The sequence below is a fragment of the Streptomyces sp. NBC_00358 genome (assembly GCF_036099295.1).
Classification (GTDB): Bacteria; Actinomycetota; Actinomycetes; order Streptomycetales; family Streptomycetaceae; genus Streptomyces.
In genome coordinates, this window is record NZ_CP107976.1 from 4609773 (window position 1) to 4635713 (window position 25941).

Sequence of the window (25941 nt, forward strand, 5' to 3'; positions counted from 1 at the left end):
GACGTTGCGTGACTGTTGTGCCCATGCCGCTCCCTGGGGCAAAGGTTCCGGCGAGCCGGCAGGACGGACGGCTCGCCCCGTATCGCCCGCTGATGGGTTGAGGACGATCCGATGAAGCTCTTCCCGCCGGCCGTCGGACTGTCGGCTCTGCTGCTCGTGTCGGCCTGTTCCGGCGGCACACACCATCGCGCCACCGCCACCCGCGGCGCGACCGCCACTGCGGTGTCGGCCTCGACGAACCCGGCCCGCCTTCCCGATCCGGTCCGATCGCCGGTCCCTGTCGGGTCGAAGACGCTGTACACCGGGTCGGGTCACGGCGCGGGCGGTGTCGTGCTTCCCGCGTCGGCGGGGAAAGCCTCGTCCGTCACGGTGATGTGGACATGCGCCGGTCCCTCCGGGTTCGACATCACCGCCGCCGGCAAGACCCTCGCCGGGTCCCGGTGCGGTGACGGGACCGGCGTGTTCACCGCCGAGATACCGCACGCCCATATGCGCGAACTGGCATGGAGGTTCTCGGCCGACGATTCGGTGGTCTGGCGGATGGTCGTCACCCAGCCGCCCGGGAAGTAGTGGTTGGAACGGGCGCGCCGACGCCTGGAGCCGACCGCACGCGAAGGCCCCGAACCGGTCGACCGTGGTTCGGGGCCTTCGGCATCGACGAGCGGCCACTTCAGGACGTCATGCCCCGGGCGGGGCCTTCGTCCTTGGTGCGGCTGCTAGTTGGAGAAGTACAGGTACTTCCACGAGCCGTACGTCGTCGAGTTGACGTTGTCGCCCGAGGAGTTGTTGATGTACGACGAGCGCACGCGCGCCTTGAGGCCGGACGTGCCCGGGGCACCCAGGCTCACGGCCGACTTGCCGTTCGAGCCGAGCTTGAAGTACTGCGGGCTGCCGTCGGTGGTGTACCACTTGCCGGCGTAGTAGACCTGCAGGTCGATGCGCTGCTTGCGGCCCGGGTAGTACGTCATGGTCGTGGTGAGCACCGGGTCGGTGTTCTTGTGGAACCAGTAGTACGTCGTCGAGCCGATCTTGGCCGTCTTGTACTGCTTCGACACGGAGGTGGACGTCTTCACCTTGGCGTAGCCCGTGGACTTGACGGTCCTGGACTTGTAGCGGGCGTCGCCCTTGAAGACCGCGGTGACGTCGGTGTCGCGGGTCATGTCTATCTTCGCGGAGATGTTGCCGCTGGAGTTGACGGTCCCGGTCTTGATCAGCTTGTTCGGCTTGTCGCCGCCGTAGGGGTTGGCCCAGATCTCGACGGTGCGGTTCTTGTACGTCGTACCGAGGTGCGCCGTGAACGTCACGTCGGTGCCGTACGAGTACACCTTGCCGTTGTTGTTCAGGCTCAGCGAGGTCGTGGCGCGCGATACGTCGACCTTGTCGCTCGCGGTGACCGCGGAGTGCCCGGCGTCGCCCGCGTACGTCACCTTGTAGGTGACCGTGCCGCCGGCGGGCGGGGTGTCGGAGAAGGAGTACGTGCCGTCCGACTTCGCCGTGACGGCGGGCAGCGCCTTGCCGCTCGGGGAGTCCAGGTCGACCCGGGTGACCTGGAGCTTCGCGCCGGCCGGGAGCGGGACCGTAGCGGTCAGCCGGCCGGTGACGGTGAGCTTCTTGGCGCGGGTCGCGCTCGTCGGGGCGTTGACGGTCAGGGTCGGGTTGTTCAGCGTCGGGTCGGTGAGGACCTTGACGCTGTAGCCGCCGCCCGAGCTGACGAGCGCGAAGATCCGGGAGCCGTCCGGCGCCCAGGAGAGGGCCGCCGTCTGGGCCGTGCCCTCGTCGTAGGTGTGCACCGGCAGGGTGGCGTTCGGCTGGTACGTGCGGATCTTGCCGCCGTTGACCTGGGCGAGAAGTCCGTTGGAGCCGATGTCCGCGAGCTGGCCGCTCGGGTACGAGCCCGCGGCCTTGAAGTTGCCGCCCGTGTAGGCGTCCCGGTCCTTGCCGTTGACCAGCACCTGCTTGCCGCCGGGCACCAGGTCGATGTCGCCGATGCCGTCGTTCAGCGAGTAGTCGCCGTTGTGCCAGGCGACCAGGGCGGCCGTGCCGCTGGAGACGTCGAGCACGGCCATCGAGTCGGTGGACAGGCCGTTCTCGGCGACGGCGAGGATGCCCGGCTGGGTCGAGTCGGTGTCCAGCAGGGCCTGGCCCCAGATCCCGCTCGAGGTGCCCCCGGACGGGAACTGCCCCATGCTCACCGGGTCGGTGCCGCTCGCCGGGTCCACCGTCGGGTCGACCGAGCCGAGGTTGCCGTCCCACTGGTCGCCGTAGGAGAACCACACCTTGCCGCCGCTGAAGGCGACATGGCGCGGGCCGGTGTTGGTGGAGACGGTGTAGCGGGCCTTGACGTCGAGGGTGCTCGCGTCGATGGCCCAGATCTCGTGGAGCTGGGGCGCGGCCGCGTACACGGTCGACCCGTCGTCCGAGACCGCCAGGTCGCTGACGCCGGTGACTCCGCCGACCGAACCGAGGACCGTACCGGAGTAGTCGGTGGCCGCGACGGTGCCGTTGGTGCTGTCGCCGACGAACACCCGCTTCACCACGCCGTCCACGGCGAGGCCGCCGGGCGAGGTGACATGGGCGGTCGGAGCGGCCGAAGCGGTGCCGACCGCGCCGAGGCTCAGTGCCGCCGATCCGAAGAGGACCGCGATCGCCGTCGCGGTCGAGATGCTGCGCGTACGCACAGTGCTGTTACCCCCACATGGAAACCCGGTACCGCGACCGGGGAGACGAGTGCGCCGCGCAGCACCCGGACATGACCGCTGGACTGCGGTGATGTGCGGGGCGCGGCTGCTGGAAGCAGGCTATGGCATGGCTGTGACAATTGGGGAGGGGATTTCCGGGGGTGGCTCAAGCCCTGGCAGGGCTTGAGCCACGACCGGTCTCAGGCTCTGACCGTGAGGTGGAGCCAGCCGCCCCACGTGCTCAGGTTGGTGGTGTCCTTCGTGCTGCGCTCGTACTCGGAGCGGACCCGGAACTTCTGGTTGAGCGCGTTGGTGAGGCTCACCTGGGCCGCCGCCGCGCTGTTCGTGGAGAGGGCGTAGCAGCCCGATGTGGTGAGCGTGTGCCAGGCTCCGCTGTAGTACTCCTGCACCTGGAAGCGCTGGCACTGACCCGCCTTGTTCGGCGTCACGGTCGCGGTCACCGTCGGCTTCGCCGTGCGGTGGTAGACGCGGTAGGTGGTGCCGCTGTACGTGGTGCTCGTGTAGTAGCCGCCGAGGGTCGTGGCGACCTTCGCATAGGTGTTGGCGGTGCGGGTGGCCGTCGCGGGCGCGTAGCGGTAGTCGCCCGCGAAGGACGCCGTGAACGTCGTGGTGCGGGTGGGCTTGTAGGTGGCCGTCAGGTTGCCCTTGGCGTCCACGGCTCCCGTCTTGACCAGCGTCTTCGTGCCGCCGGAGGGCGTGGCGTAGACCGAAACCGTACGGCCGTCGTAGGTCGTGCCGAGGTGCGCGGTGACGGTGGCCGTCGCGCCGTACGCGTACGAGGACGCGTTGGTGGTGACGGACACGGCCGTCGCCGCGCGGGACACCTGGACGATCGCGGACGCGGTGGCCGCCTCGTGGGAGGCGTCGCCCGGGTAGCTCACCGTGTAGGTGTCGGCGCCGCCGACGGACGGGGTGTCCTTCACGGTGATCGTGCCGTCGGCGCCCACGGGCGCGGTCCACTTCACCGGCGCGGTGGTGTGGGCGGCGTCCGTACGGGAGACGGTGACCGTCTCGCCGCTGCCGTACGGGGCGTCGCCGAGCTTGCCGCCGAAGGACAGAGCGGCCCCGCGGGTCGCGGTCGCCGGGGCCTTCAGTGTCAGGGCCGGGGCGTACGGGGAGACCGTCAGGCCCACGTCGGCGGTCGTCGGCCGGTGGGTGGCGTCACCCGCGTACGAGAGGTGGTAGGTGAACCGCCCGGCGCGGTTCGGGACGTCGGTGACGGTGAACGCGGTGGTGGACGGGTCGACGGTGGCCGACGGGAGCTGTTTCGTCTCCTGGGTGTCCTCGTTCGTCCTGGTCACCTGGACGGCGGTCCCCCGGGGCAGGCTGCCGAGGCCGAACTGGGTCAGGAGCGAGCCGGTGAAGGCGACCGAGCCGGGGCTCGCCGAGCTGATGTCCGCGCCCGTGAGGGTGGTCGGCAGCTTGGCCACGTACACCCCGAGCGAGGCCGTCGCGGCCCGGTGCGTCGCGTCACCGGCGTACGACACCTGGTAGGTGTACGTGCCCTCGTCCGGCCGGATGTCGCTGACGGCGAACGTCCCGTCCTTGCCGACCGTGGTGTCGGGCAGGGCCGTTCCGTCGCGGGTGACCTGGAGCCGGGCGCCGGCCGGCACGAGGCCGCGGGTTCTCAGCGAGCCGGTGAACGTGTACTGCTCGGTGGGGACCGCGTACTTCGCCTGGTCCAGGGAGAGTTGGGTGTCGGTCAGCTTGGGGGCGCTCAGCACGTCGAGGGTGTGGGCGCCGGAGGAGTCCTGCGTGACGGCGTAGAGCGTGGTGCCGTCGGCTCCCCACTCCAGGCCGTCGGGGGCCACGGTGGTACCGGCCGGGAAGGTGACGTGGTTCTCGGCGAGGGTGCCGGAGCCGGCGTGGAGGTAGACGCCGGAGGTGCCGGCGACGGCGATCGTGCCGTCGGTGTCGACCGCGAGCGAGTTCGGGGCGGAGTTCACCCCGCCGGTGAAGTACACGGCAGGGTCGGCGGCGGCGAGGTCCGAGGCACGGTATGCCTGGAGGGCCGGCTGCTCCGGAGCGGCGAGCAGCACCTTCGCGCCGTCGCCGGTGACCCGGAGTCCGGTCGCCGTGCCGCCGAACACGAGGGTGTCGGCCTCGGTCGACGGGGTGCCGGAGGAGACGTCGAAGGTGGCCACGTGGCTGAGGCTCTGCTGCGGCTCCTCGGCCGCGAGCACGTCGCCGCCCGTCGTGAGCCGCGGTGCCGCCGACCAGTGCGACATGGCGGGCCGAGGAGTCGCCGCGGGGGCGGCGGCGGAGGGATCGACCGATCCGATGCCGCCCTTTCCGTCGGCCGTGTATCCGTACCAGACACGGCCGCCCGCGACCGCGACGGAGACCGGGGCGCTGCCGGGCCCGGTGGACCAGCGGCCGGTCTCGGTGAGCGTCGCCGCGTCGATGGCGGATATGGCGTCGCCGTCCGCCAGAGCCGCGTACAGCGTGCGGCCGTCGGGGGACAGCGCCAGCCCGGTGGCGCCCGGCTCGTCCGCGACGGTGGCGACGGGGGCGCCCGCCAGGTCGGTCACGACGATGCCGGTCGAGCCGGCACCCTCGCTGAAGAAGATGTGCTGGTGAGCGGTGTCGACCAGCATGCGCGCGTAGCCGGGCAGCGGCAGCGCCACGGTGCTGTCGGCGAACGCGGCCGGGCCGGTGAGGCCCACGGTGGCGGTGGTCAGCCCGGCCACGACTGACAGGGCAGCGGCGAGCGAGACCCGCTGGAGACGCATGGAGCTCCTGTGAGGAAAAGGAGGGAACGAGCGGTCACGACAGTGACTCTCGCCCCCTTGGACACTCCAGCCTCACGAAAGGTTGCCCGTCAGCGGACCGTGAAATGGGTCCACTGGGTCCAGGCGCCGCCGGTCTCCGCGCCCTTGGCCGGCGGCGTGTAGTGGCCGCGGATCCGGTAGTGGTCGTTGCTCGTGAACAGCTTCAGCGCCGCGGCGGTTGGCGTCGAGAATCGCGCCGGCTTCATGAAAGGCCCCCACTCCACCTTCACGATCAAGAGGCGCAAACTAACACGGAGTTGCTGTCGCAGGATCGGCGTCAGCACCCCGACCAGCGGCTTTGCCACCGATCCTGGGCCGCATCCGCCGAGGCCCCCGTACTGCGCCGCAGGTCAGGGCGAGCTGTCATGACCTGGCAAAAAAATGGCACCCGCCCCCGGTGCGCACGGCCCTTGCCGATGCCGTGCCGCGAGAGGAAGATCCAGGCGGTCGAGGAGGCGGCATGCTGCGGTTCATGGACTGGTCGGTGGTCGCCATGGGGTGCGCGCTGATCGCCGGAAGTCTTGGTGTTCTCCGGGGGGCGCGCGTCGACGCGTCGAGGGGGGCGGGTCCCGGTCAGGGCCGTCGCTCCCCCTCCGCGTGGTTCCCGCTCCTCCTCATGGGCCTGGCGATGATCTCCGCCAGGCTGCCGGGCCTGCTGCACGCGCCTCACCAAGTCGTCGAGATTCTCGACGCGTCGACGTTCGTGATCGCGGTGACGACCGCGGTCCTCACCATCCGGTTGGCGCGCTCCTTCCGGGCGCGCGGCGGCGCCTGAGCAACCCCTGCGAGCAGCGCCTCTGTGCACCCCCTGTGGGCAGCCCATGGACGCCGGCTGGGCGCCGGTGGCGCTGTCCGAGTGCCGGCCCGGCGTCGTGTGACGGCTCCGGTGGCCGGGCGGCCTCGCAACCGGGGCCGTTCGGCCCTATCGGCACCGACCCGCCAAGTGATCCTCTGGCGCGGCGGCCGAGTGCCCCGCCCCTCCTCAACTCCCGCTCCCCCGTACGGGAATGGGGCCGGAGCACTCGGCACGCGCCAAGAACGGCTCCGGTCCGCACGGACCGCACCGGCGACGTGCGGTCCCCCCGGACCGGCCGGTGACCAGTCGATCCCAGGAGGCTCAGTTGCGGCGCACCTTCGGAACGATCTTCATGGTGCTGGCGATCGCCGGCACGATCGGCTCACTCGCGTACCCGGTGTTCTATTCGTACCCCCACCGTTTCGACGCCGTGAAGGCCGTCGTGGCCGACCCGGGCCCCGTGGTGGACACACCGTGGGGACCGCTGAGCGCCGCCGATCGCGACCTCGTGGTGCGGGTCCGGCTTGAGGGGCTGTGGGAGATACCCGCGGGCCGCCAGGCGATCGAGCGAGCTCCCACCAAGGAGATCAAGGAGGCGGGCACCGAGCTGGTGGCCGGTCATACCGACCTCGACAAACGTGTGCGCACCGTCGCAGCCGACCTCGCCATCGCCCTGCCGACCCAGCCGACCGCGGAGGAGCAGAGCCGGCTCGCGGAACTGTCGGCTTCCCAGGGCGAGGGCTACCGGCATGAATTCGCGAACCTGCTGCGTGACGAGCACGGCCAGATCTTCCAGGCGCTCGCGCAGGTGCGCAGCAGCACCCGCAACACACTGATACGGGCGCTGGCCACGGCCACCAACCGGACCGAACTCGACCACATCTCGGCGCTGGAGAAGACCGGATACGTCGACTTCGACGCCATCGCGCACGAGGCGACGGCCCCACCGGAGCCGATCCCGACAGGCGTGTCGGCACCGTCGCCGTGAGAACGGAGGCCGGGCGGCCCCGGCCTTTCGCGACGGCCCCGGCGACGGCTGTCACGCCGAAGCGGACCGCCGCGACCCCGGAGTGCTCCGGCGCGGGCGGGACGGGCGGCTCAGTGCGCGATCGAGCAGTCGCCCCAGGCGGCGGCCAGGGCGTGGGGAATCGCCGGGACGTCAGCGCAGCCGTGCGGCCCGGCGGGGAAACCGTCGGTCGCGATGTAGACCCAGCCACCGCCCGAGCTGCGGAAGTACTTCACGGCGCTGCCCTCGTCCTGCATGCCCACGAGTTCCGCGTGCGTGGCACCCGCGGTGAGCCCGAACCGGGTGGCGGCGTAACGGACGTTGCCGCACTGACCGTAGAAGAACACGTGCGGCACCGGCCGGATGTGCGCGAAGTGCGTGACCTTGTCGCGGTAGGCCCTCGTCACGGCGGTCTTCACCGCGTCCCCGGCGGTCAGGTTGCGGCAGCCCGGAACGGCCGCGGGCGAGACCCCGTCCGTAGCTCGACCCGCGGTCGCTGAGGCGGTCGCGGAGCCGTGCGACGGCGTGGGCGTGGGCGCGCCGGCCGGGCTCGACGCGTCCGGCGCGGAGGCGTCCGGAGAGGAGGCGCGGGTGCCCGTGGCGGAACCGGCGCCCGCCGAGTCCTGGCATCCCGTCAGCAGCAGGACTGCGCCCGCCAGCGCTGTCACCGTCGCCGTCACCGTTACCGACGTACGTATGAGACCGGGCATGGTCCCTCCTTGTTCTCGACGACTTCTCGCGGCCGACGTCTCCGGGCCGCGAAGTCACGGTCACGGCCTGCGTGACCACGGCATACGGCGGGAGCGCTCCCCCGGCCGCGGGTTCTGTCCCACAGGACAGCGCGGGACCGCCCGGGAGTTGCGGGGGAAGGGATGCGGGATGGTCTCGATTCCGCATACGGTTCGTCCCGGCGGTGACCGGCGGTGACGATGGCGACCGGCGCCGCGTGCCGCCGCGTGGCGCCCCGACGGTGACGGTCGCGGTCGCGCCGAGCGCGGCGCGCTCACGCGCGGGCCGCTACGGCATGGGCTCGATTGTCGTCACATTTTCCGAACTCCGCCGCATGATCCCCGGGCAGAAACGCTGCGACCCGGGCGAACCAATATCTGTGGCGGCGACGTAAGAAATCGAAGCCGGACGCGATGAGAGTTCCTTGATCGACAGGCGGGGCGACGTTATCCGCCGCGCACAATCGATCGTGCCGTGCTACTGTCGATAGCAGTTGCAGTTGTGGTTCCCAAAAACTTGTGAGCATCCACCCTCTTCTTGCAGGGTGGAGTTCTTTTGTGTCTCCGGTCATTTTCCGGCGGGGTAATCATCACGGCGACACGGAGTCGGCACAGTGCGGACTCCGAGCACCGTCCCAAAGGAGAATTGACATGGCTACTGGCACCGTGAAGTGGTTCAACGCGGAAAAGGGCTTCGGCTTCATCGAGCAGGACGGCGGCGGCGCCGACGTCTTCGCCCACTACTCGAACATCGCCGCCCAGGGCTTCCGTGAGCTCCAGGAAGGCCAGAAGGTGTCCTTCGACATCGCTCAGGGCCAGAAGGGCCCGACGGCGGAGAACATCGTTCCCGCCTGACCTTCACACGCACGGCGTAGCTGGGGCCCGCACCTTGGGGTGCGGGCCCCAGCTCGCCGCGTTTCCGGCGCAGACGTCCCGGTGGTCCGCGGTGATTTCGCCCCGCGACCGCGCTTCCGGGAGTTCACGATCGGATCAGGGTCCACGGCCTGCCCTTCAGCGCCCACGGCCCTCGGCACGGGAAGCGCCACCCGCGACTGCGGGAAGCGAACCCCTCGGAGCGGCGCCGGCGCCCGGACTTCCGGACTCCTTTCCTGAACCTCCGTCGCCGATCCCGCGCCCGGTCCGCTTCTGGTCCCTCCTGATCCGATCCGCCGATCGTCCGACGGTGCCCGTTCCCGCTCCTGGCTCACTCCGGGGCAATGTAGGGGCCGCGTAAGGTCCGCGTACGGTTCGCTCCTGTGTTCCGCGTTCCGCCGCACGCCGTCCGACACCTCCCGCTCGCACCCTTCGTTTCCCTTCACTTTTCTTCACCCTTCTCCATTCTTTTCCATTCCGCTCCACCGTCTTAACTTTCTCTTATTTCCGGGATCCCGCCGCTCGTTCGGCAGACATCCCGTGAGAGTTCTCACCGATCCGATTCGGTGCTGAATTTCGTTCGGCTCGTTCTCGCGATTCTCTGCGCTGCTCACCGGCTGCGGGAATTCCTTGATACGTGCCCGGTCAAGGAAGGTTCCGCATGAACCGCACGCGTACCAACGATCGCTACACCCGTACTCGCAGTGAGGGCGCCGGCTCCAAGAGGAGTGGCGGCAGCCGATTCGGAGCCCCGTCCTCGGGCCGTTCCGGCGCTCCGAGTCGTTCCAAGGGCGGCTACGGACGCCACCAGGCCTCTCCCCAGGGGGAGTTCGCGGTACCCGTGACGATCACGCCCGCCCTGCCGGCCGTGGAGGCGTTCGCCGACCTGGCTCTGCCGGAGCAGTTGCTGGCGGCGCTCGGCCACGAGGGCGTCAGCGTCCCGTTCCCGATCCAGGGTGCGACCCTGCCGAACTCCCTCGCGGGCCGTGACGTACTCGGCCGCGGCCGCACCGGCTCGGGCAAGACCCTGGCCTTCGGCCTCGCGCTGCTGGCCCGCACCGCCGGTCAGCGCGCCGAGCCCCGGCAGCCGCTGGCCCTGGTCCTCGTGCCCACCCGAGAGCTCGCCCAGCAGGTCACCGACGCGCTCACCCCGTACGCCCGTTCCCTGCGTCTGCGGATGGCCACCGTCGTCGGCGGTATGTCGATCGGCCGCCAGGCCAGTGCCCTGCGCGGCGGCGCGGAGGTCGTCGTCGCGACGCCCGGCAGGCTCAAGGACCTCATCGAGCGGGGCGACTGCCGACTGAACCAGGTCGCCATCACCGTCCTCGACGAGGCCGACCAGATGGCCGACATGGGCTTCATGCCGCAGGTCACGGCGCTGCTGGACCAGGTACGTCCGGAAGGCCAGCGGATGCTGTTCTCCGCCACCCTGGACCGAAACGTCGACCTGCTGGTCCGCCGCTACCTCTCCGACCCGGTCGTCCACTCCGTCGACCCGTCCGCGGGCGCGGTCACCACGATGGAGCACCACGTCCTGCATGTGCAGGCCTCGGACAAGCACCGGACGACCACCGAGATCGCCGCGCGCGACGGCCGGGTGATCATGTTCCTGGACACCAAGCACGCGGTGGACCGGCTGACCGAGCACCTGCTGAGCAGCGGCGTCCGCGCCGCCGCCCTGCACGGCGGCAAGTCCCAGCCGCAGCGCACCCGGACCCTGGCCCAGTTCAAGACCGGGCACGTGACCGTCCTGGTGGCGACCAACGTCGCGGCGCGTGGCATCCACGTCGACAACCTCGACCTCGTCGTCAACGTCGACCCGCCGACGGACCACAAGGACTACCTGCACCGCGGCGGCCGTACGGCCCGTGCCGGCGAGTCCGGCAGCGTCGTGACCCTGGTGATGCCCAACCAGCGCCGCGAGATGAGCCGGCTGATGGTCGCCGCCGGGATCACCCCGCAGACCAGTCAAGTGCGTTCGGGCGAAGCGGAGTTGACCCGTATCACGGGTGCCCAGGCTCCCTCGGGCGTGCCGGTCGTGATCCGGGCGCCGGTGACGGAGCGTCCGCGTCGCAGCGCCTCCGCCTCGTCGCGGGGTCGCCGCGGCCGCTCCGGCCAGGGCCGCCCCACCACCGGCAGCGGCTCGCACCGCACGCCCCAGCAGTAACCCCGACGGCCACCGGCTGACACCGGGCGTGCGCCGTCCCCCGCCGGGACAGCGCACGGCCGCCGCCGGACAGCCGACGGTCGCCGCCCGACACGCCCGACACGCCCGCCTGACGGCTGACGGCTCGGGACCGCGACACGCCGGTCACCGGCGCCCCGTTCACCGTCGCCGGGCGCCCGGTCGCGTGACCGTCTGCCGGTCGCGGTACCGGGTGCCGTTGGTCGGTCGCCGGGCACCAGGTACCCGCCCTCCGGTCGACCAGCCGCCCGTTGCCAGGCACAGCCCGGCACACGGTCGCCGGTCACGCGAGGCGGTACCCGGCAGAAGCAACAGCGCCGGGCACCAGTTGCCAGGCACGACACCCGGCGGTCCGGCTGCGCGTCACGGCGGCCGGTAGCCGGACGTCGGGCGCGGTATCCAGTCGCCGGGCGGCCGGCGTCGGTCACCGGTTGCCCCTCGCTGACTGCCGGTCACCGGTTGCCGTATCCCGTAACCGGGCGCCGGTCGGCCGGTTGCCGTAACCGGGCGCCGGTTGGCCGGTTGCGGTAACCGGGCGCCGGTTGGCCGGTTGCAGTAACCGGGATCCGGTTGGCCGGTTGCCGTAGTCGGGCGCTGGTCGGCCGGTTGCCGTAACCGGGCGCCGGTTGCCGGTCGCCGCTCCAGTGACCGAGCGCCGGCTGCCGTAACCGGTAACCATGCGCCGGTCGCCGTAACCGGTAACCATGTGCCGGTCGCCGTATCCGGTAACCGCGTACCAGTTGCCGGGCGTCTGTCCCAGTAGCCGGGTTCCGGGCGCCAGTTGCCGGGCGCCCGCCGCAGTGGCGGTCACCGGGCGCTGGCGCGTCGCGCCTGGTGTCTGGCACCGTTCGCTGCACTCTCCCCCGCACTCACCCCGCAGGAGGCACCTTTTGGCGCTCGTTCAGACGCAGCCGCAGTTTGCGGGACCCGTCCCGGCCGTCGTCGTCGATCCGGGCGACGTCTCGGGGCCGCGTGTGCGGGGCGACATGACCGTCGAGGTGGCGCTGTCCGTCATGGCCGGTGCCCGTGTCGGGCATCTCCTCGTCTGCGACGAGGACGACCAGTGCACGGGCTCGGTCACCGAGGCCCAGCTCACCGCCGTCCGCCACGGCTCCGCGTACACGGACCGGGTGCGCCTGCGTGACGTCCTCGGCCCCCGTCGCACCCAGGGCGCCCCCGCCCTGGCCCTCTCCCACTGAGCGTCCGCCGCCCCGGGCCCCGCTCGGCCGGTTACCCCGCTTCCCCGCTTGTCGCTCTTCCCCGCTTCTCCCGCTATCTGTGAGGCATCATGCGCTGTGTCATCGCCCGCTTCCCGTTCGACCTCACCAAGAGTGGTGTGCTGGACTCGATGAAGGGGATCAAGCCCGAGCCGATCACGGGTGAGTCCGTGATCATCGGCCGCGTCCACTATCCCGTCAAGCAGGTGGGCGAGGTCATCACCCGCCAGGACCGCCGCGATTTCACGGGCGGGGAAGTGACCCGGGCCATGGCCCGCCTCGGCTTCACCTGCCGCACCCCGGAGGTGGCCACGCCCCCGCCCGTCCTGAGCCCGCTCCAGGCCGCCTCGGCGCTGCTCGGCAGCCCCGAACCGCTCGAGCTCTGAGGACCTCCGCCGACACCAGGACAACCATGAGGGCCCCGCCGACACCGTCGGCGGGGCCCTCATCGCGTCTCACTGATCGGAGTAGCTGAAGTCGCCCACGGTCCAGGCGCCGACGTCCTCGATCGCGACGCGGTACATGCCGCCGGTCTCGGGAATCCCGACGCTGCCCTGAAGGATGCGGGCGAGATGGAAGTGCAGATGGGTCGGCTTCCCGGCGCGGTCGCCCCGGCCCGCCGTCCGGTCGGGGGAGAAGACGTCGGAGAACGGACCGAGGCGGTCCGAGTCCTTCAGGACCTCCGACACCCGCTCCCGCCACACGGCCTCGGGAGCCAGCCGGCCCGTGATGACGGCACCGCCGACGACCACGGTCAACGACATCTGCGTGCTGTGCCCGGACTCCACCATGGCGGAGATGTCAACGAGGAGCTCGTCAGGGTTCGACATGGAAGCCCATTCTATTCAGCAGCCCCGCCGGTCGCTGCGTGGCGCAGAATATCTTGGATCCGAGCGGCTCCAAATCTGTCTTTGTCACGGTAGACATCGCGTGTCGGCGTGATTAGGGTTTCTTGTGCAGGCACAGTCGGGCCGGAGGATCTCTCAACCGGTCCGGTACCTGCCCGATACGGACGAAGGACGGAGGAAGCAGACGCCATCAGGATCGCCCGGCCCGGAAGCATCCCGGTCCGAGCACCGCTAGAACCCGGAATGGACGGTGGTTCCCGGTCACGCACACACGATCCCCGCTCACCCGCCCCTCTCCGGGGCCCGGTAGCGGAAACAGACGGTCGGCTCCGCAGTAGAGCCGGCAGATGGTGTTCAAGTTCCTTCGGGGCCCTGGTGCCGTACGGCGGCGGGGCCCCTCGACGCGCGCCAAAACGAGGTGAAATGACAGCGGACACTCCACTCAGTGGTCGTCTCGACGACGACGACTACCCCGCGTACACGATGGGCAGGGCCGCCGAGATGCTCGGCACCACGCCGGGCTTCCTCCGAGCCATCGGGGAGGCCCGGCTGATCACGCCCCTCCGCTCGGAGGGCGGCCACCGCCGCTACTCCCGCTACCAGCTACGGATCGCCGCCCGCGCACGGGAACTCGTCGACCGGGGAACGCCCATCGATGCCGCCTGCCGCATCGTCATCCTTGAGGACCAGCTCGAAGAGGCCCAGCGGATCAACGCCGAGTACCGGCGCGCCGCGCAGACGGCGCCGGAGGGATCCAGAGCCCGCTGAACACGCCGACGGACGGGCAGGCCGTCCCGACGGCACGGAATCGACACCCCCGATCGACCCGCACGGGTGGAGTGCGTCCGCGCCCGGGAACGGGATCGCGTTGACACAGGGGGTCGCCCGGCGTTGACTGACAGCCCGATGTGCGGCCCGTACCTCTCGGACGACCGTGGCGGCCGCGATCACCGCGGTGATCGCCCCTCCGGAACGCCCGACCCGATCGTCGCCACACCGCCGCGGTCACAGCGCCCGCATCGTCACCACCCGATCGTCAGCACCCGATCGTCGCGACATGACCGCCAGCACCCGATGTCACGACACGACGTCACACCCGATCGGCACGACACGATCGTCGCGACATGATCGTCGCCATCCGATCTCCCTACGCGCCCCGCCGGTACGAGGTACAGGAAGTGGCCCACGATGATGTACGACCAGACACGCGCCCAGCAGCCCCCGGACAGGCAGCCCGGCTCCACCGGGCGTCGTACGCCGGGCCCGGAGCCGCTGCTCGGGTCGGACGAGCGGGCCGGGATCACCCAGCGCCTCCACCACGCACTCAACACCTTCGCGCACAACCCGCGTGAGGCGCTCGAAGAGGCCGAGACCGCGTTCGACGATGCCGCGGCCCAGCTCATGAGCGCCCTCACGGAACGGCGGCGCGCCCTCCACGACGGCTGGCACGGCCAGGACCCCGAGACCCAGGCCGACGAACTGCGCCACGCGCTGCGGCAGTACCGCGAGATCACCCAGCGGGTGCTGCGCATGTGAGCCCGCGCCGGCCGCCTCCGGCCGGAAACCCGCCGGTTCCGGGCACGCCGTCAACCCGTGTCCCGCCGTCACCCCAGGTCTTACGGAGCCGTGACGTGGTGGGCGTGGTGATGCCGCCGGACCGGGTGGCGGTCCTAGCGTTCGGGTCATGCGTGTACTGGTTACCGGCGGAGCCGGGTTCATCGGAGGTCAGGTCGTCTCGGCGCTGCGCGCGCGGGGGCACGACGCGGTCGTGTTCGACCTGCGGGACGGGCAGGACGTGCGGGACGCCGACGCCGTCGCGGGCGCGCTGAACGGCGTGGACGCGGTGTGCCATCAGGCCGCGATGGTGGGCCTCGGGACCGGGTTCGGCGACGCGGTCGAATACGTGTCGCGCAACGACCTCGGTACGGCCGTGCTGCTCGCCGGGATGGCCGACGCGGGCGTACGACGGCTCGTGCTCGCGGGGTCGATGGTCGTCTACGGGGAGGGGCGGTACACGTGCGAGTGGCACGGGGTGGTGCGGCCGGGGCCGCGGACCGTCGCCGATCTGGACGCGGGGCACTACGAGCCGCGCTGCCCGCGCTGCGGTGAGGAGTTGACGCCGGGCCTGGTGGGCGAGGACGCGCCGGCCGACCCACGCAATGTGTACGCGACGACCAAACTGGCCCAGGAGCATCTCGCGGCGGCGTGGGCCCGGTCGACGGACGGCACCGCGGTGTCGCTGCGCTATCACAACGTCTACGGTCCCGGGATGCCCCGCGACACCCCGTACGCGGGCGTCGCCTCCTTCTTCCGGTCCGCGCTCGCCCGCGGTGAGGCCCCGCGCGTCTTCGAGGACGGCGGCCAGCGACGGGACTTCGTCCACGTGGGCGATGTGGCGGCTGCCAACGTGGCCGCGCTGGAGGCGAGTTCGCCGGACGGCGCCCTCACCGTCTACAACACCGGCAGCGGCGAGCCCCGTACGGTCGGCGAGATGGCGCGCGCGCTGGCGGACGCGTACGGCGGCCCCGAGCCGGTCGTGACCGGGGAGTACCGGCTGGGGGACGTACGGCACATCACCGCGGACTCGGCGCGGCTGCGGGCCGAGCTGGGGTGGAAGGCGGAGATCGCCTTCACCGAGGGAATGCGGGAGTTCGCGACGGCACCGCTGCGCGGGGAGTAGGCCCTCAGCGGCCGGACACCCGGCTCGCGGGCCGGCCACCCGGCCCACGGCCGGACGCCCGGCCACCCTGACGTCCGGGTGGCCGGGCGTCAGTGCGTCCGGGCGTCCGGGCGTCCGGGTGCTGCACGGGTGTCCGCTCACACCCCCGCCATCGGGAGGGTGACCTCGAAGCGGCAGCCGCCGGGAACGTTGTGGACGGCGGCCATGCCCCGGTGGGCCTCGACGATGCCCCGGACGATGGCCAGGCCGAGGCCCGCTCCCGCGGGTGGCGTACGGGCGTGGGTGCCGCGCCAGCCGGTGTCGAAGACGCGCGGCAGGTCCTCCTCCGGGATACCTCCGCAGCCGTCGGTGACGGACAGGACGACGCCCGTGTCCGAGCGTTCGGCGGCGACCGCGACCGTGCCGTCGGCGGGCGTACGGCGGATGGCGTTGACGAGGAGGTTGCCGAGCACGCGGCTCATCTCCTTGCCGTCCACCTCGACCGGCACCTGCTCGATGCGGTTCCCGACCAGACGTACGCCGTGTTCGCGGGCCAGCGGATCCGCTCCCGCGAGCGCGTCACCCACGAGGTCGTACACGGAGACGCGGGAGGGGGACAGGGCCAGGGCGCCCGCGTGGATCCGGGAGAGTTCGAAGAGGTCGCCGACCATGTCGTTGAGGCGTTCGACCTCCGTACGGATCTGGCGCAGATAGCGGTTCGGGTCCGCCGCCACGCCGTCCTCCAGTGCCTCGGACATCGCGCGCAGTCCGGCGAGCGGGGTACGCAGGTCGTGCGAGATCCAGGCCACGAGTTCGCGGCGCGAGGTCTCCAGGGCACGCTCGCGGTCGCGGGACTCGGCCAGCTTGCGACTGGTGGCCGCCAACTCACGGCTGAGCGCGGCGAGTTCGGCGGTAGCCGGACCCTCGGGGGCCGCGAAGTCGCCGCCGTCGCCGAAGGAACGGGCGGCCAGCGTCAGCGCCCTGCTGCGGGCCACCACCCAGCGGCCCAGCAGGAGCGCGGTGGCCAGCGAGACGACGGCCGCCATGGTGATGACCGTCGTGACCACGCTCAGGTCGTGCGGGGACAGGAACATCGCCCACGCCACCGCCAGCGTTCCGGCGAGCATCGCGCAGACGGCCACGGCGGCGACGACCGCGACGGAGGCGGTGAGCGAGCGGCGGCGGAGCAGCCGGAGCGCGCCCGCGCCGAGCAGGCCGGCCGCGGCCGCACCCAGGAAGGCGAACAGGGCCATGACGAGTATGTCGTTCACGAGCGGGCCTCTTCCTCGGGCGTTCTCCCGGGCACGGGGTGGGACGGTCCGGCGGTGGGCAGGGCCGCCGCCGCCGTGTCGTCGAAGCGGTAGCCCACGCCCCACACGGTCTGGATCAGACGGGGTCGCGCGGGGTCGTCCTCGACCTTGCCGCGCAGCCGGCGTACGTGGACGGTGACCGTCGACAGGTCGCCGAAGTCCCAGCCCCACACCTCGCGCATCAGGTCCTCGCGGGCGTACGCCCGTCCGGGGTGCCGCAGGAAGAAGGCGAGGAGGTCGAACTCGCGCAGGGTGAGGGCGAGTTCGGCGCCGTTCTTGGTGGCACGGCGGGCCGACGGGTCGATACCGAGACCGGCCGCGCAGAGCGGGCGCGCGGCGGCCACCGGCCGGCTCCTGCGCAGCACGGACTCGACCCGCAGGACCAGCTCCCGCGGGCTGAACGGCTTGGTGACGTAGTCGTCGGCCCCGACCTCCAGGCCGAGGATCCGGTCGTCCTCGTCGCCGCGCGCGGTGAGCATGATGACCGGCACGGGCCCCTGGGCGCGCAGTCGGCGGCACACCTCCAGGCCGTCCATGCCCGGCAGCATCAGATCGAGCACCACCAGGTCGGGCCGGTGCTCGGCGGCGCGGGTGAGCGCGGCGGGACCGTCCGCGGCGCGGTCCACGAGGTACCCGGCGCGGTCGAGGTACCCGGAGACGACCTCGGCCACGGTCGGGTCGTCGTCCACGACGAGGACCCGGGTGCTCGCGGCGCCAGGGGGCGCGGCCGCCCCTCCGGCAGGACTCGCGACGGGACCCGGACGGGAGCCCGGCCCGTGCCCCGGGTGAGCGTCCGGCGCGAACTCCGGGCGAGGACCGGTCGCGGGCCCCGGGCGACTGCCCGGAGCAGTCCCCGGTTGCGGGCCCGCGGCCGGTCCCGGGCCCCCGGCGGCGCTCGGGGCAGGTCCGGCACCTGGGGATTCGTGCGGTCGATGCATGGATCCAGCGTCCCACCCGGGCCGGTCCGGCACGGCTCGTCGGTACCGACGTCCGAGTTTCGTAAGGACATGAAGTCCGGTATATCCCTTTCGTGTTCGTAAGGTGAAGCCCGTGACGACCTTCCCCGTACCTGACCCGGACGTCGACCTGGTCCTTCCCTGTCTGAACGAGGCCGGCGCCCTGCCCTGGGTGCTCTCCCGGATCCCGCCCGGCTGGCGCGCGCTCGTCGTGGACAACGGTTCCACGGACGGCTCCGCGGAACTGGCCCGCGCGCTCGGCGCGACCGTCGTGCGCGAGGAGCGCCGCGGATTCGGCGCCGCCTGCCACGCCGGGCTGACCGCCGCCACCGCGGACATCGTCTGCTTCTGCGACTGCGACGGCTCCCTCGACCCGGCGCTGCTCCTGCCGTTCGTCGCCGAGGTCCGGGCCGGTGAGTCCGACCTGGTGCTCGGCCGACGCCGTCCGCGGGAGCGCGGCGCCTGGCCGGCGCACGCCCGTGCGGGCAACATCGCGCTGGCCCGGATGCTCCGGCGCCGCACCGGGCTGCGCCTGCACGACCTCGGTCCGCTGCGCGCGGCCCGCCGCGAGGCGCTGCTCGGCCTCGGGCTCACCGACCGGCGCAGCGGCTATCCGCTCCAGATGGTCGTCCGTGCCGCCGACGCCGGGTGGCGCGTCGCCGAGCACGACGTGCCGTATCTGGCGCGCACCGGCGTCTCCAAGGTCACCGGCACCTGGCGCGGTACCTGGCAGGCGGTACGGGACATGCGCCGCGTCCTGGCCGAACCGCCCGCGCCGGTGGCGGCCCCCGTCCCCGCCCCCGTCCAGGCCCCGGACGGCACCCCGGTCCAGGCCCCGGCCCGAACCGGAGTCCGGACCGGAGTTCAGGTCCCCGCCCCGGCGCCGTCCCCGGCTCCGTCCGCGGCGTCGACCCTCGCACCGTCCCGAGGAGGAACCGTCCAGTGAGCGTCACCCTGCTCGTCATCGCCAAGGAACCGCGCCCTGGACGGGTGAAGACCCGGCTCACCCCGCCGTTCACCCCCCAGGAGGCCGCGGCGCTCGCCGAGGCGGCCCTGGTGGACACCCTGCGTACGGTGGCCGCGACGCCCGCGCGGCGCCGGGTCCTGGTACTCGACGGGGCGCCCGGCCCCTGGCTGCCGGCCGGCTTCGACGTCGTACGACAGTGCGCGGGCACTCTGGACGAGCGGCTGGCCGCGGCGTTCGCGGGCTGTGACGGGCCCGCGCTGCTCATCGGCATGGACACCCCCCAGGTGACCCCGGACCTCCTCACGGTGGACTTCGCGGACTGCGACGCGTACTTCGGGCCCGCCGAGGACGGCGGCTTCTGGGCGCTGGGCCTGGCCGAACCCGACCCGGAGCTCCTGCGGGGCGTACCGATGTCGACGCACACGACGGGTGCCGCGCAGCGGGAACGGCTCGTCGGGGCCGGGCTCCGGGTACGGGATCTGCCCCGTCTGCGGGACGTCGACACGGCCGCGGACGCGACGGCGGTCGCCGCGGACGCGCCCACAGGCGTCTTCGCGGCGGAGCTGGGCCGGCTCGGGGCGGCGGCCGCACCGGGCGCCGGACAGGTTCCCCGACCGTCCACCGGCGAGGCCTCGGGATTCGTCGCGGGGCTCAAGGCCGTGCAGGCCGCCGGACTCGCACCCGGGACCGGGACCGGGACCGGCACAGCCGCCACCGCCACCGGCCACGAGATCGGCCCGGTCGCCGGGCGGCGGGGTGCGGTGCGATGAGCGGCGCCCGTGGGACGACCGCGCGGGATGTCGGCGCGGCACGGATCTCCGTGCCGGCCGCCGACACCGGGAACGACACCGGGAACGGCGACGGAAGAGGGGCGCCGGTCGGGCGGGGTTCGCGGTCCTGGGCCGCCGATCCCTACGCCGACGCGCTGGGCGCCGGGCGGGGGCCGCTGTTCCTGCGGCGGACGGACGGCTGGCTGCTCCCCCTGGAGGTGGAACGCTGGTGCGCCCGCGCCGACGCGGTGGACCTCCAGGTGCTCGCGTACTGCGAAGGTGCCGTGCTCGACGTGGGATGCGGGCCGGGCCGGCTGGTCGCGGAACTCGCCGCACGCGGACGCCCCGCGCTCGGCATCGACGTCAGCGAGGCCGCCGTCGCCCGCACGGTGCGGTTCGGCGGGCAGGCACTGCACCGGTCGGTCTTCGAGCCGCTGCCCGGCGAGGGCCGCTGGGGCACCGCCCTCCTCGTCGACGGCAACATCGGCATCGGCGGCGACCCCGCCGCCCTCCTCCGCCGCACGGCCGAACTGCTCGCCCCGGGCGGCCTGCTGATCGCCGAGACCGTGGCGGGCGCGGACGTCGACGAACGCGTCGACGTCCGCATCGTCCGCGCCGCGCACACCGACGACGAGGACTACGAGGACGGGGACGGGAAGGGGCACGGCACGGACGACGGCACCGGGCACGAGGGTGCCGCCGGGACCGCGGCCCGGGGCGGTGGCGAGCCCGGGGCAGGTGCCCGGGGCCCGTCGGGAGACCGGGCCGCCTTCCCCTGGGCCAGGGTGGGCACCCCGGCCCTGCTCCGGCACGCGGCGCGCGCCGGCTGGCGCGCGGACGCTCAGTGGTCGGCGGGCGGACGCTCCTTCGTGGCCCTGCGCAGCGGGCCACGGCGGGACGCCCGGAGGGACCGCAGGACGAGCAGCAGCGCCGACCCGGCGAACAGCGCCGCCGTGATCAGCAGCCAGTGGGCCAGGAAATCGTCGGCCGGCAGGGTGGTCGCCGACCGGTAGTGGTCGGCGATCTGCCCGCTGATCAGCGGGAACCACACCAGCAGCAGCAGACCGGAGAGGGCCGCCGGAACGCGGACGTACATCGTCCGGTCCCGGTGGCCGGTCGCGCCCAGCGTCTCCGAGACGGCCCGGTCCGCTCCCGCGTACAGCGGCACCAGCACCAGGTCGTGCAGCACCGCGGCGCCCACGAACCACAAGGCCACCCGGGACCAGTCGTCCGCGAGCAACCGCACCCCCGCGTAGGCGGCGAGCGCGAACGAGCAGGCCATCAGCAGGAGTTGGAAGGGGCTGCCGATCAGGTCCCGGGCGGGGCGCGGGCGGGGCGCCGGGTGCGTCGCCCCAGATCGGCGGCGAGGGTCGAGGCGTCGTGGGTCGAGGCGTCGCATCACAGGTCTCCGAACGTCATCCGGGCCACCCATTTGGTGTTCAGCACGCCCGGCGCGGCCGGAACGATGACCCGCGCCGGGTAGCCGTGGTCGGGGGTCAGGTCCTCGCCGTTGACGAACAGGGCCAGCAGGGAGAGGGGATCGCGCACCTGGTTGTCGCGCAGGGCGGCCACCCGGAACGCCCCGTGCCGCTGCAACGACTCCACGATCACGTCCGGGGCCGCGTCCCCCTCGTACCCGACGAGTCCCGCCAGGTCCCGCAGCCGCACACCCCGCCACCACTGGTCGGACGTCGACCAGCCCTCGACACAGGCGATGGGCAACGCGGAGCTGTGCAGCGGGAGTCCCTGGAGTTCGGCGCGGCTCAGCCGGACCGTCCGGCCGTTGCCCGTGACGACCAGGCGCCAGGCCTCCTCGCTCGTCTCCGTGGCGGTGATGCCGCGTGACGCGGCCGTCTTGTTGATCTGGAAGCCGTTGGGTCCGGAACCCGGTTCGGCGCCGCCGTGCGGGGCCAGCAGCGCCGTCTGTCGCAGCGGCCCGTCGAAGCTGTGGCCCGCCGTGGTGGCGGCCAGGAGCAGGGACCCGCCTCCGACGAATCCGAGGGCCCCGCGCCGCGAGACGGTGGGCGGCAGCGGGTCGGGGGACACCAACTCGTCCTCGGGCCGCGCCGGTTCGCCCGCACCCGCCGACGAACTCGCCCCGGGCCGCGGGCTCGCACTCGCACTCGCACTCGGGCGGCGGATCTGCCGCAGGTTGCGGAGAGCGGTCGGCACCCGCAGGACCGCGTGCGTCACGAACGCCGCGATGAACACCCAGGCTCCGTAGAAGTGCAGCGTGTAGAAGGAGCCGGGGAAGACGTAGTCGAGCTGGATGTTCAGCACGCCGGTGGTGAACTCGAAGAGCGCGCCGCCGACCAGAAGGAGCAGCGAGAGCCGTTCCAGGGCGTGCGCGAGCGAGCGGGCCGGCGGCAGCGCGAACAGTTTCGGTACGACCGACCACAGCTTCGCCAGCAGGACGGGGATCAGTGCGACGCCGAGCGTCACGTGGACGCCCTGGGTGAGGCGGTACAGCCACACCGGGCCGGTCGGCCAGGAGAAGAGGTAGAACCCGAGGATCCCCTTGTCGGGGGTCTTGTCGTTCACCGCCGACAGATTCGGGTTGTAGGCCGCGTACGACAGGAGCCCGGTCACGAACAGCACCGTGATCCCGACGAGCAGCACCACGCCGAGCACGGAGGTGAACCAGGGACCGCGCAGCGGGCTGCGCCAGAACGCGGGTGACGAGGGAGACCGTGGCATGCCCCGACCGTAGGCCGGGAGCACCCCCCGAACGGGTTCTCAAACCATGACGAAACTCTGACGTACACCTCAGTGGCCGCGATCGGCGGAGTCTCCCGGCCTAGCGTGCGAGGGTGAACCGCGATCTCCCCCGCGATCTGCCTCGCGACCGCCCCGAAGACCCGGCCCGGGTCGCACCCCCGGCCGCTCCGCCTCCAGTCGCTCCTCCCCCGACCGCCTCCCCTCCGGCCTCTTCCTCTCCGGCCTCTTCCCCTCCGGCCTCTTCCCCTCCGGCCTCTTCCCCTCCGGCCTCTTCCCCTCCGGCCTCTTCCCCTCCGGCCTCTTCCCCTCCGGCCTCTTCCCCTCCGGCCGCGCTTCCCACGGCTTCTCCCCGGTCGGTTCCCCGGGCACGTTCCCGGGGCCTGGCACCGATCCTGTCCCGGGCCCGCTCCCAGGCCCGGTCCCCCGGCCTCTCCCGCGCGCTGCTGAGCGACCGGCCCCGGGCCGCCTTCCGCGACCTGGCCGCCGCGCTGGCCGCCGCGCTGCTCGTCCTGACGGCGGTGGTCGTCGGCTATGCCATCGAGCACAGCGACGGCACGCTGTTCGTCAGCGCCGCACCCCTGTACGGGCATTGGGGGCCGCATGTCGGGCCGGGCACCGCGGCCTCGATCGCCGTGGCCGTCGCGGGCGTGGCGTACGGACCGTCACTGGCCGCCCGGCTGCCCTGGCGCCCGCTGCTCTCCGCGGTGTGGGCCACGGCGACGGCGTGGACGTTCTCCCTCGCGCTGATCGACGGCTGGCAGCGGGGCGTGGCCCGGCGCCTCACCACGCGGTACGAGTACCTCCGGGTCATCTCCCCGGTCGACCGCTTCCACGACATCCCGGCCACCCTGCGGGACTTCACCCACCACATCCTCTTGCAGTCCCCGGACCACTGGCCCGCGCACATCGCCGGACATCCGCCGGCCGCCACCCTCACCTTCGTCCTGCTCGACCGGATCGGTCTGGGCGGCGGGGCCTGGGCGGGCGTCTGGTGCGTCACCGTCGGCGCGACGGCCGGCGTGGCGGTGCTCGTCACCGTCCGCGTCCTGGCCGGGGAGGCTCTCGCCCGGCGCGCCGCGCCCTTCCTCGCGCTCGCCCCGGCCGCCGTGTGGATGGGGACCTCGGCGGACGGCTACTTCGCCGCCGTCGCCGCCTGGGCCCTCGCCCTGCTCGCCCTCGCGGTCACCGGACACCGGCCACGGACGACGGGCCTCGCCGCCGGTCTCCTCCTGGGCCTCACCGCGTACCTCTCGTACGGGCTGACCCTGATCTCCGTGATCGCGGGCGCCGTCCTGCTGCTCGGGCGGCGTTCCAGGCTGCGCCCGCTCCCGTACACCCTGGCCGGACTCACCGTCGTACCCGTGGTGTTCACCCTGCTCGGCTTCAACTGGTTCGAGGCATATCACCTGTTGGTCACCCGCTACTACCAAGGGGCGGGCGGTGTCCGGCCGTACGGCTACTGGGTCTGGGCGAACCCCGCCTGCACGGTGCTGATCGCAGGACCGGCGACGGTGGCGGGGCTGCGCAGAGCGGGGGCGGCGGTCCTGCGGATCGGGGCGGCACCGGTACGGCTCCGTACGACTCGCGCCCCGGAGGGCCCGTCTCCCGCACCCGGGCCGGGCACCCCGGTCCACGAGGAGGCCGCGGCCACCGGCGGACCAGAGGCCGCAGGCACCGCCGGACCCGCCCCGCGTCTCGCCGTCCTCGTCGTGGCGGCGCTGCTCGCCCTTCTCGTCGCCGATCTCTCCGGTATGAGCAAGGCGGAGACCGAACGCATCTGGCTGCCGTTCGTGATGTGGATGCTCCCGGCGGGGGCGTTCCTCCCCCGGCCCCGAGCCTGGCTCATCGCCCAGGCCGCCTTGGCCCTGCTCGTCAACCACCTCGTGCTGACGGGCTGGTGACCCCGCTCGAAGAGATGGGACGCCTCAGCGTTCGGTGTTCGCCGGCTGGGCGAGTGTCGCTCCGAAGACCAGGCCCACGGCGATGGCGGTGACGATCGTGATGAGTTTCAGCAGGTCGCGGAAGCCCTCGATGACATGGCCGCCGGCCAGGGTGGTCAGCCCGCGCATGCCGAGGGAGCCGACGGTGAGGGTGAAGAAGCCGGGCAGGAGCAGGACGAGCCGGGGCGGCTGCTTCGGCCGCAAGGTCAGCCGGGTCGCGGCGGCGGCCAGGACGGCGGCCGCGACGAACGTTCCGCCGGTCTCGCCGATCGCCTTGGTGGCGAGGGACTGCACGCCCACGGTGACGTACACGAGCACGAGCAGGGGCGGCAGCAGCCGGAACGGGATGGCGAAGGCCAGCAGCGTGCCGGTGGTGAAGACGATCCAGCTCAGGAAGAGGGCCCAGCGCGGGAGATCGGACGCGGCGGCGATGTCGAAGAGGGCGCGGGTGGAGGTGCCGGTGAGGAACAGGCCCAGCAGGACCCCGAGATAGAGCTGGACGAGGAGGAAGGCCGCGTAGACGAGCCGGATGGCGCCGGTGGTGATGTAGCCGGCGGCGAGTTCGGCCGCGGCGGCGCTCAGATAGTCGCCGGGGACGAAGTAGAAGAGCGCGGGCAGCATCAGCAGCACGGGGCCGCCGTGCGAGAGGTCGCGGGCGAAGACCTCGACGGTGATCACGGAGACGGTCGTCGAGACGACCAGCGGGAGCACCGTGGCGAACCGCGGGACCCGGTCCGCCGTGACGGCCAGCACGGCGGCGACGGCTCCGAGGACGGCGGTGGCGCCCACCTCGTACCACGTGGACTGCATCAACGGGGCGAAGCCCAGCGTGAAGAGCACGATGCCGAGCAGCTTGAGCCACCACGGGTAGGGCGGCCGGGACGCCTCGATCGCGGCCAGCCGCCGGTCCGCCTCGGCGACGCCGGTCCGCCCCGCCCGCACGTCCTCGACGAGCGGTTTCAGCGCGACGACCCGATCGAGCCGGAAGACCTCGGGCAAACCGCGCAGGGTCACCGTCCGGGTGTCGCCGCGGCTGCTGACGGTCAGCGCGGCGCCGTCCGGTACGAGCAGGACGGAGGCGTCGGCGCCCAGCGCGCGGGCGGTCTGCCGGACGGTGCGTTCGATCAGGACGGCGCCCTCGCCGCTGGACCGCAGCAGCAGCCCGGTCAACCTGGCCAGGAAGGCGGCGACTTCGTCCGGGGCGGCGACCGTGTCCGGTTTCACCGGCCGCCTCCCCTCGACGCGTGGCCCGGCACCGCCGGAATGGGCGCGGGGGTCCCCCACCAGCGTGCCGAGCGCCCGCCTCCCCGGGCGAGCGAAGCGGTCCGAACGGGTGAGGAGCCGCCGGAAGCCGACGCCATCCGCCGCGCACCCGGACGGTGACGGGGTCCTGACAGGACCGGGGCGGCCTACGGGCTCACCCGGACGGGTCACCCGCCGCGCGCCCCCACTCACCCGCCCGGAGGCTGGCCTCATCGCTTTCGACCCACGAACAGGG

At 72.5% G+C, this 25941-nt stretch carries 22 protein-coding genes and 1 pseudogene; 14 read left to right on the plus strand and 9 right to left on the minus strand.

Going from position 1 to position 25941, the window contains the following annotated elements; all coding sequences use genetic code 11:
- The first annotated feature begins 111 nt into the window (after positions 1–111).
- On the plus strand, positions 112–570 hold the full coding sequence (locus OHT01_RS19405) for a hypothetical protein (RefSeq protein WP_328554402.1): 459 nt from the start codon (positions 112–114) through the stop codon (positions 568–570).
- A gap of 146 nt (positions 571–716) precedes the next feature.
- Here the strand turns inward: OHT01_RS19405 and OHT01_RS19410 are convergent, their stop codons facing one another.
- The 3 genes from OHT01_RS19410 to OHT01_RS19420 form a co-directional block, all read right to left on the minus strand.
- Positions 717–2678, minus strand: a complete 1962-nt coding sequence (locus tag OHT01_RS19410) for an Ig-like domain repeat protein (protein WP_328554403.1) — start codon at positions 2676–2678, stop codon at positions 717–719.
- Positions 2679–2878: 200 nt separating this feature from the next.
- Positions 2879–5431 (minus strand): hypothetical protein, encoded by a 2553-nt coding sequence (locus tag OHT01_RS19415; protein ID WP_328554404.1) that lies wholly within the window; start codon positions 5429–5431, stop codon positions 2879–2881.
- 89 nt (positions 5432–5520) lie between these two features.
- Positions 5521–5775, minus strand: a complete 255-nt coding sequence (locus OHT01_RS19420) for a hypothetical protein (RefSeq protein WP_328554405.1) — start codon at positions 5773–5775, stop codon at positions 5521–5523.
- A 155-nt stretch (positions 5776–5930) separates the two neighbouring features.
- Here OHT01_RS19420 and OHT01_RS19425 point away from each other — a divergent pair, with 155 nt between their 5' ends.
- Both OHT01_RS19425 and OHT01_RS19430 read left to right on the plus strand, forming a co-directional pair.
- Positions 5931–6245, plus strand: coding sequence for a hypothetical protein (locus tag OHT01_RS19425; protein WP_328554406.1), 315 nt, complete (start codon positions 5931–5933; stop codon positions 6243–6245).
- 319 nt (positions 6246–6564) lie between these two features.
- A complete protein-coding gene (locus tag OHT01_RS19430) occupies positions 6565–7254 on the plus strand; it encodes a DUF4142 domain-containing protein (protein ID WP_328554407.1) in 690 nt (229 codons plus the stop codon).
- A 110-nt stretch (positions 7255–7364) separates the two neighbouring features.
- Here the strand turns inward: OHT01_RS19430 and OHT01_RS19435 are convergent, their stop codons facing one another.
- Positions 7365–7982 (minus strand): hypothetical protein, encoded by a 618-nt coding sequence (locus OHT01_RS19435; RefSeq protein ID WP_328554408.1) that lies wholly within the window; start codon positions 7980–7982, stop codon positions 7365–7367.
- A gap of 669 nt (positions 7983–8651) precedes the next feature.
- Here OHT01_RS19435 and OHT01_RS19440 point away from each other — a divergent pair.
- The 4 genes from OHT01_RS19440 (at position 8652) to OHT01_RS19455 (ending at position 12661) form a co-directional block, all read left to right on the plus strand.
- Positions 8652–8855, plus strand: a complete 204-nt coding sequence (locus OHT01_RS19440) for a cold-shock protein (protein WP_030224351.1) — start codon at positions 8652–8654, stop codon at positions 8853–8855.
- Between the two features lie 679 nt (positions 8856–9534).
- A complete protein-coding gene (locus OHT01_RS19445; RefSeq protein ID WP_328554409.1) occupies positions 9535–11040 on the plus strand; it encodes a DEAD/DEAH box helicase in 1506 nt (501 codons plus the stop codon).
- 908 nt (positions 11041–11948) lie between these two features.
- Positions 11949–12257 (plus strand): CBS domain-containing protein, encoded by a 309-nt coding sequence (locus tag OHT01_RS19450; protein ID WP_328554410.1) that lies wholly within the window; start codon positions 11949–11951, stop codon positions 12255–12257.
- Between the two features lie 89 nt (positions 12258–12346).
- The gene (locus OHT01_RS19455) at positions 12347–12661 is read left to right on the plus strand and encodes an SCO5918 family protein (RefSeq protein WP_328554411.1); all 315 of its coding nucleotides are present in this window, start codon (positions 12347–12349) and stop codon (positions 12659–12661) included.
- 69 nt (positions 12662–12730) lie between these two features.
- Here OHT01_RS19455 and OHT01_RS19460 read toward each other — a convergent pair whose 3' ends face one another.
- Positions 12731–13105 (minus strand): hypothetical protein, encoded by a 375-nt coding sequence (locus OHT01_RS19460; protein ID WP_328554412.1) that lies wholly within the window; start codon positions 13103–13105, stop codon positions 12731–12733.
- A 441-nt stretch (positions 13106–13546) separates the two neighbouring features.
- Between OHT01_RS19460 and OHT01_RS19465 the strand changes: the two genes are divergently transcribed.
- From OHT01_RS19465 to OHT01_RS19475, 3 genes are all read left to right on the plus strand, one after another.
- Entirely contained in the window at positions 13547–13891 is a 345-nt protein-coding gene (locus tag OHT01_RS19465) for a MerR family transcriptional regulator (protein ID WP_328554413.1), read from the plus strand.
- 423 nt (positions 13892–14314) lie between these two features.
- Positions 14315–14659 carry a hypothetical protein gene (locus OHT01_RS19470; RefSeq protein WP_328558175.1) on the plus strand — a complete coding sequence of 115 codons (345 nt, stop codon included), beginning with the start codon at positions 14315–14317 and terminating at the stop codon, positions 14657–14659.
- A gap of 148 nt (positions 14660–14807) precedes the next feature.
- Positions 14808–15803, plus strand: a complete 996-nt coding sequence (locus tag OHT01_RS19475) for an NAD-dependent epimerase/dehydratase family protein (RefSeq protein ID WP_328554414.1) — start codon at positions 14808–14810, stop codon at positions 15801–15803.
- Between the two features lie 137 nt (positions 15804–15940).
- Here the strand turns inward: OHT01_RS19475 and OHT01_RS19480 are convergent, their stop codons facing one another.
- Both OHT01_RS19480 and OHT01_RS19485 read right to left on the minus strand, forming a co-directional pair.
- Positions 15941–17035, minus strand: a complete 1095-nt coding sequence (locus OHT01_RS19480) for a sensor histidine kinase (RefSeq protein WP_405918475.1) — start codon at positions 17033–17035, stop codon at positions 15941–15943.
- 14 nt (positions 17036–17049) lie between these two features.
- The gene (locus OHT01_RS19485) at positions 17050–17781 is read right to left on the minus strand and encodes a response regulator transcription factor (protein ID WP_328554416.1); all 732 of its coding nucleotides are present in this window, start codon (positions 17779–17781) and stop codon (positions 17050–17052) included.
- Between the two features lie 352 nt (positions 17782–18133).
- Here OHT01_RS19485 and OHT01_RS19490 point away from each other — a divergent pair, with 352 nt between their 5' ends.
- The 3 genes and pseudogenes from OHT01_RS19490 to OHT01_RS19500 all read left to right on the plus strand — a co-directional run bounded on the left by OHT01_RS19490 (position 18134) and on the right by OHT01_RS19500 (position 20798).
- Positions 18134–18994 (plus strand): glycosyltransferase family 2 protein, encoded by an 861-nt coding sequence (locus OHT01_RS19490; RefSeq protein WP_443043413.1) that lies wholly within the window; start codon positions 18134–18136, stop codon positions 18992–18994.
- Positions 18991–19605 (plus strand): annotated as a pseudogene (locus tag OHT01_RS19495) (TIGR04282 family arsenosugar biosynthesis glycosyltransferase); the annotation flags it as partial. The gene OHT01_RS19490 and the pseudogene OHT01_RS19495, both read left to right, overlap by 4 nt.
- Positions 19606–19781: 176 nt before the next feature.
- Positions 19782–20798, plus strand: a complete 1017-nt coding sequence (locus OHT01_RS19500; RefSeq protein ID WP_328554418.1) for a class I SAM-dependent methyltransferase — start codon at positions 19782–19784, stop codon at positions 20796–20798.
- Between the two features lie 385 nt (positions 20799–21183).
- On the opposite strand, the gene OHT01_RS19505 is transcribed toward OHT01_RS19500, so the two are convergent.
- A complete protein-coding gene (locus OHT01_RS19505; protein WP_328554419.1) occupies positions 21184–22482 on the minus strand; it encodes a molybdopterin-dependent oxidoreductase in 1299 nt (432 codons plus the stop codon).
- Between the two features lie 461 nt (positions 22483–22943).
- Here OHT01_RS19505 and OHT01_RS19510 point away from each other — a divergent pair, with 461 nt between their 5' ends.
- A complete protein-coding gene (locus OHT01_RS19510; RefSeq protein WP_328558176.1) occupies positions 22944–24404 on the plus strand; it encodes a hypothetical protein in 1461 nt (486 codons plus the stop codon).
- 24 nt (positions 24405–24428) lie between these two features.
- On the opposite strand, the gene OHT01_RS19515 is transcribed toward OHT01_RS19510, so the two are convergent.
- The gene (locus OHT01_RS19515; RefSeq protein WP_328554420.1) at positions 24429–25667 is read right to left on the minus strand and encodes a threonine/serine exporter family protein; all 1239 of its coding nucleotides are present in this window, start codon (positions 25665–25667) and stop codon (positions 24429–24431) included.
- Positions 25668–25941 lie beyond the last annotated feature (274 nt).

Coding starts and splice junctions, on each gene's coding strand:
- OHT01_RS19455 (WP_328554411.1), top strand. CDS start 12,347: ATGCGCTGTGTCATCGCCCGCTTCCCGTTCGACCTCACCAAGAGTGGT.
- OHT01_RS19445 (WP_328554409.1), top strand. CDS start 9,535: ATGAACCGCACGCGTACCAACGATCGCTACACCCGTACTCGCAGTGAG.
- OHT01_RS19425 (WP_328554406.1), top strand. CDS start 5,931: ATGCTGCGGTTCATGGACTGGTCGGTGGTCGCCATGGGGTGCGCGCTG.
- OHT01_RS19470 (WP_328558175.1), top strand. CDS start 14,315: ATGTACGACCAGACACGCGCCCAGCAGCCCCCGGACAGGCAGCCCGGC.
- OHT01_RS19460 (WP_328554412.1), bottom strand. CDS start 13,105: ATGTCGAACCCTGACGAGCTCCTCGTTGACATCTCCGCCATGGTGGAG.
- OHT01_RS19505 (WP_328554419.1), bottom strand. CDS start 22,482: ATGCCACGGTCTCCCTCGTCACCCGCGTTCTGGCGCAGCCCGCTGCGC.
- OHT01_RS19465 (WP_328554413.1), top strand. CDS start 13,547: ATGACAGCGGACACTCCACTCAGTGGTCGTCTCGACGACGACGACTAC.
- OHT01_RS19480 (WP_405918475.1), bottom strand. CDS start 17,035: ATGGCCCTGTTCGCCTTCCTGGGTGCGGCCGCGGCCGGCCTGCTCGGC.
- OHT01_RS19435 (WP_328554408.1), bottom strand. CDS start 7,982: ATGCCCGGTCTCATACGTACGTCGGTAACGGTGACGGCGACGGTGACA.
- OHT01_RS19440 (WP_030224351.1), top strand. CDS start 8,652: ATGGCTACTGGCACCGTGAAGTGGTTCAACGCGGAAAAGGGCTTCGGC.
- OHT01_RS19475 (WP_328554414.1), top strand. CDS start 14,808: ATGCGTGTACTGGTTACCGGCGGAGCCGGGTTCATCGGAGGTCAGGTC.
- OHT01_RS19415 (WP_328554404.1), bottom strand. CDS start 5,431: ATGCGTCTCCAGCGGGTCTCGCTCGCCGCTGCCCTGTCAGTCGTGGCC.
- OHT01_RS19500 (WP_328554418.1), top strand. CDS start 19,782: ATGAGCGGCGCCCGTGGGACGACCGCGCGGGATGTCGGCGCGGCACGG.
- OHT01_RS19405 (WP_328554402.1), top strand. CDS start 112: ATGAAGCTCTTCCCGCCGGCCGTCGGACTGTCGGCTCTGCTGCTCGTG.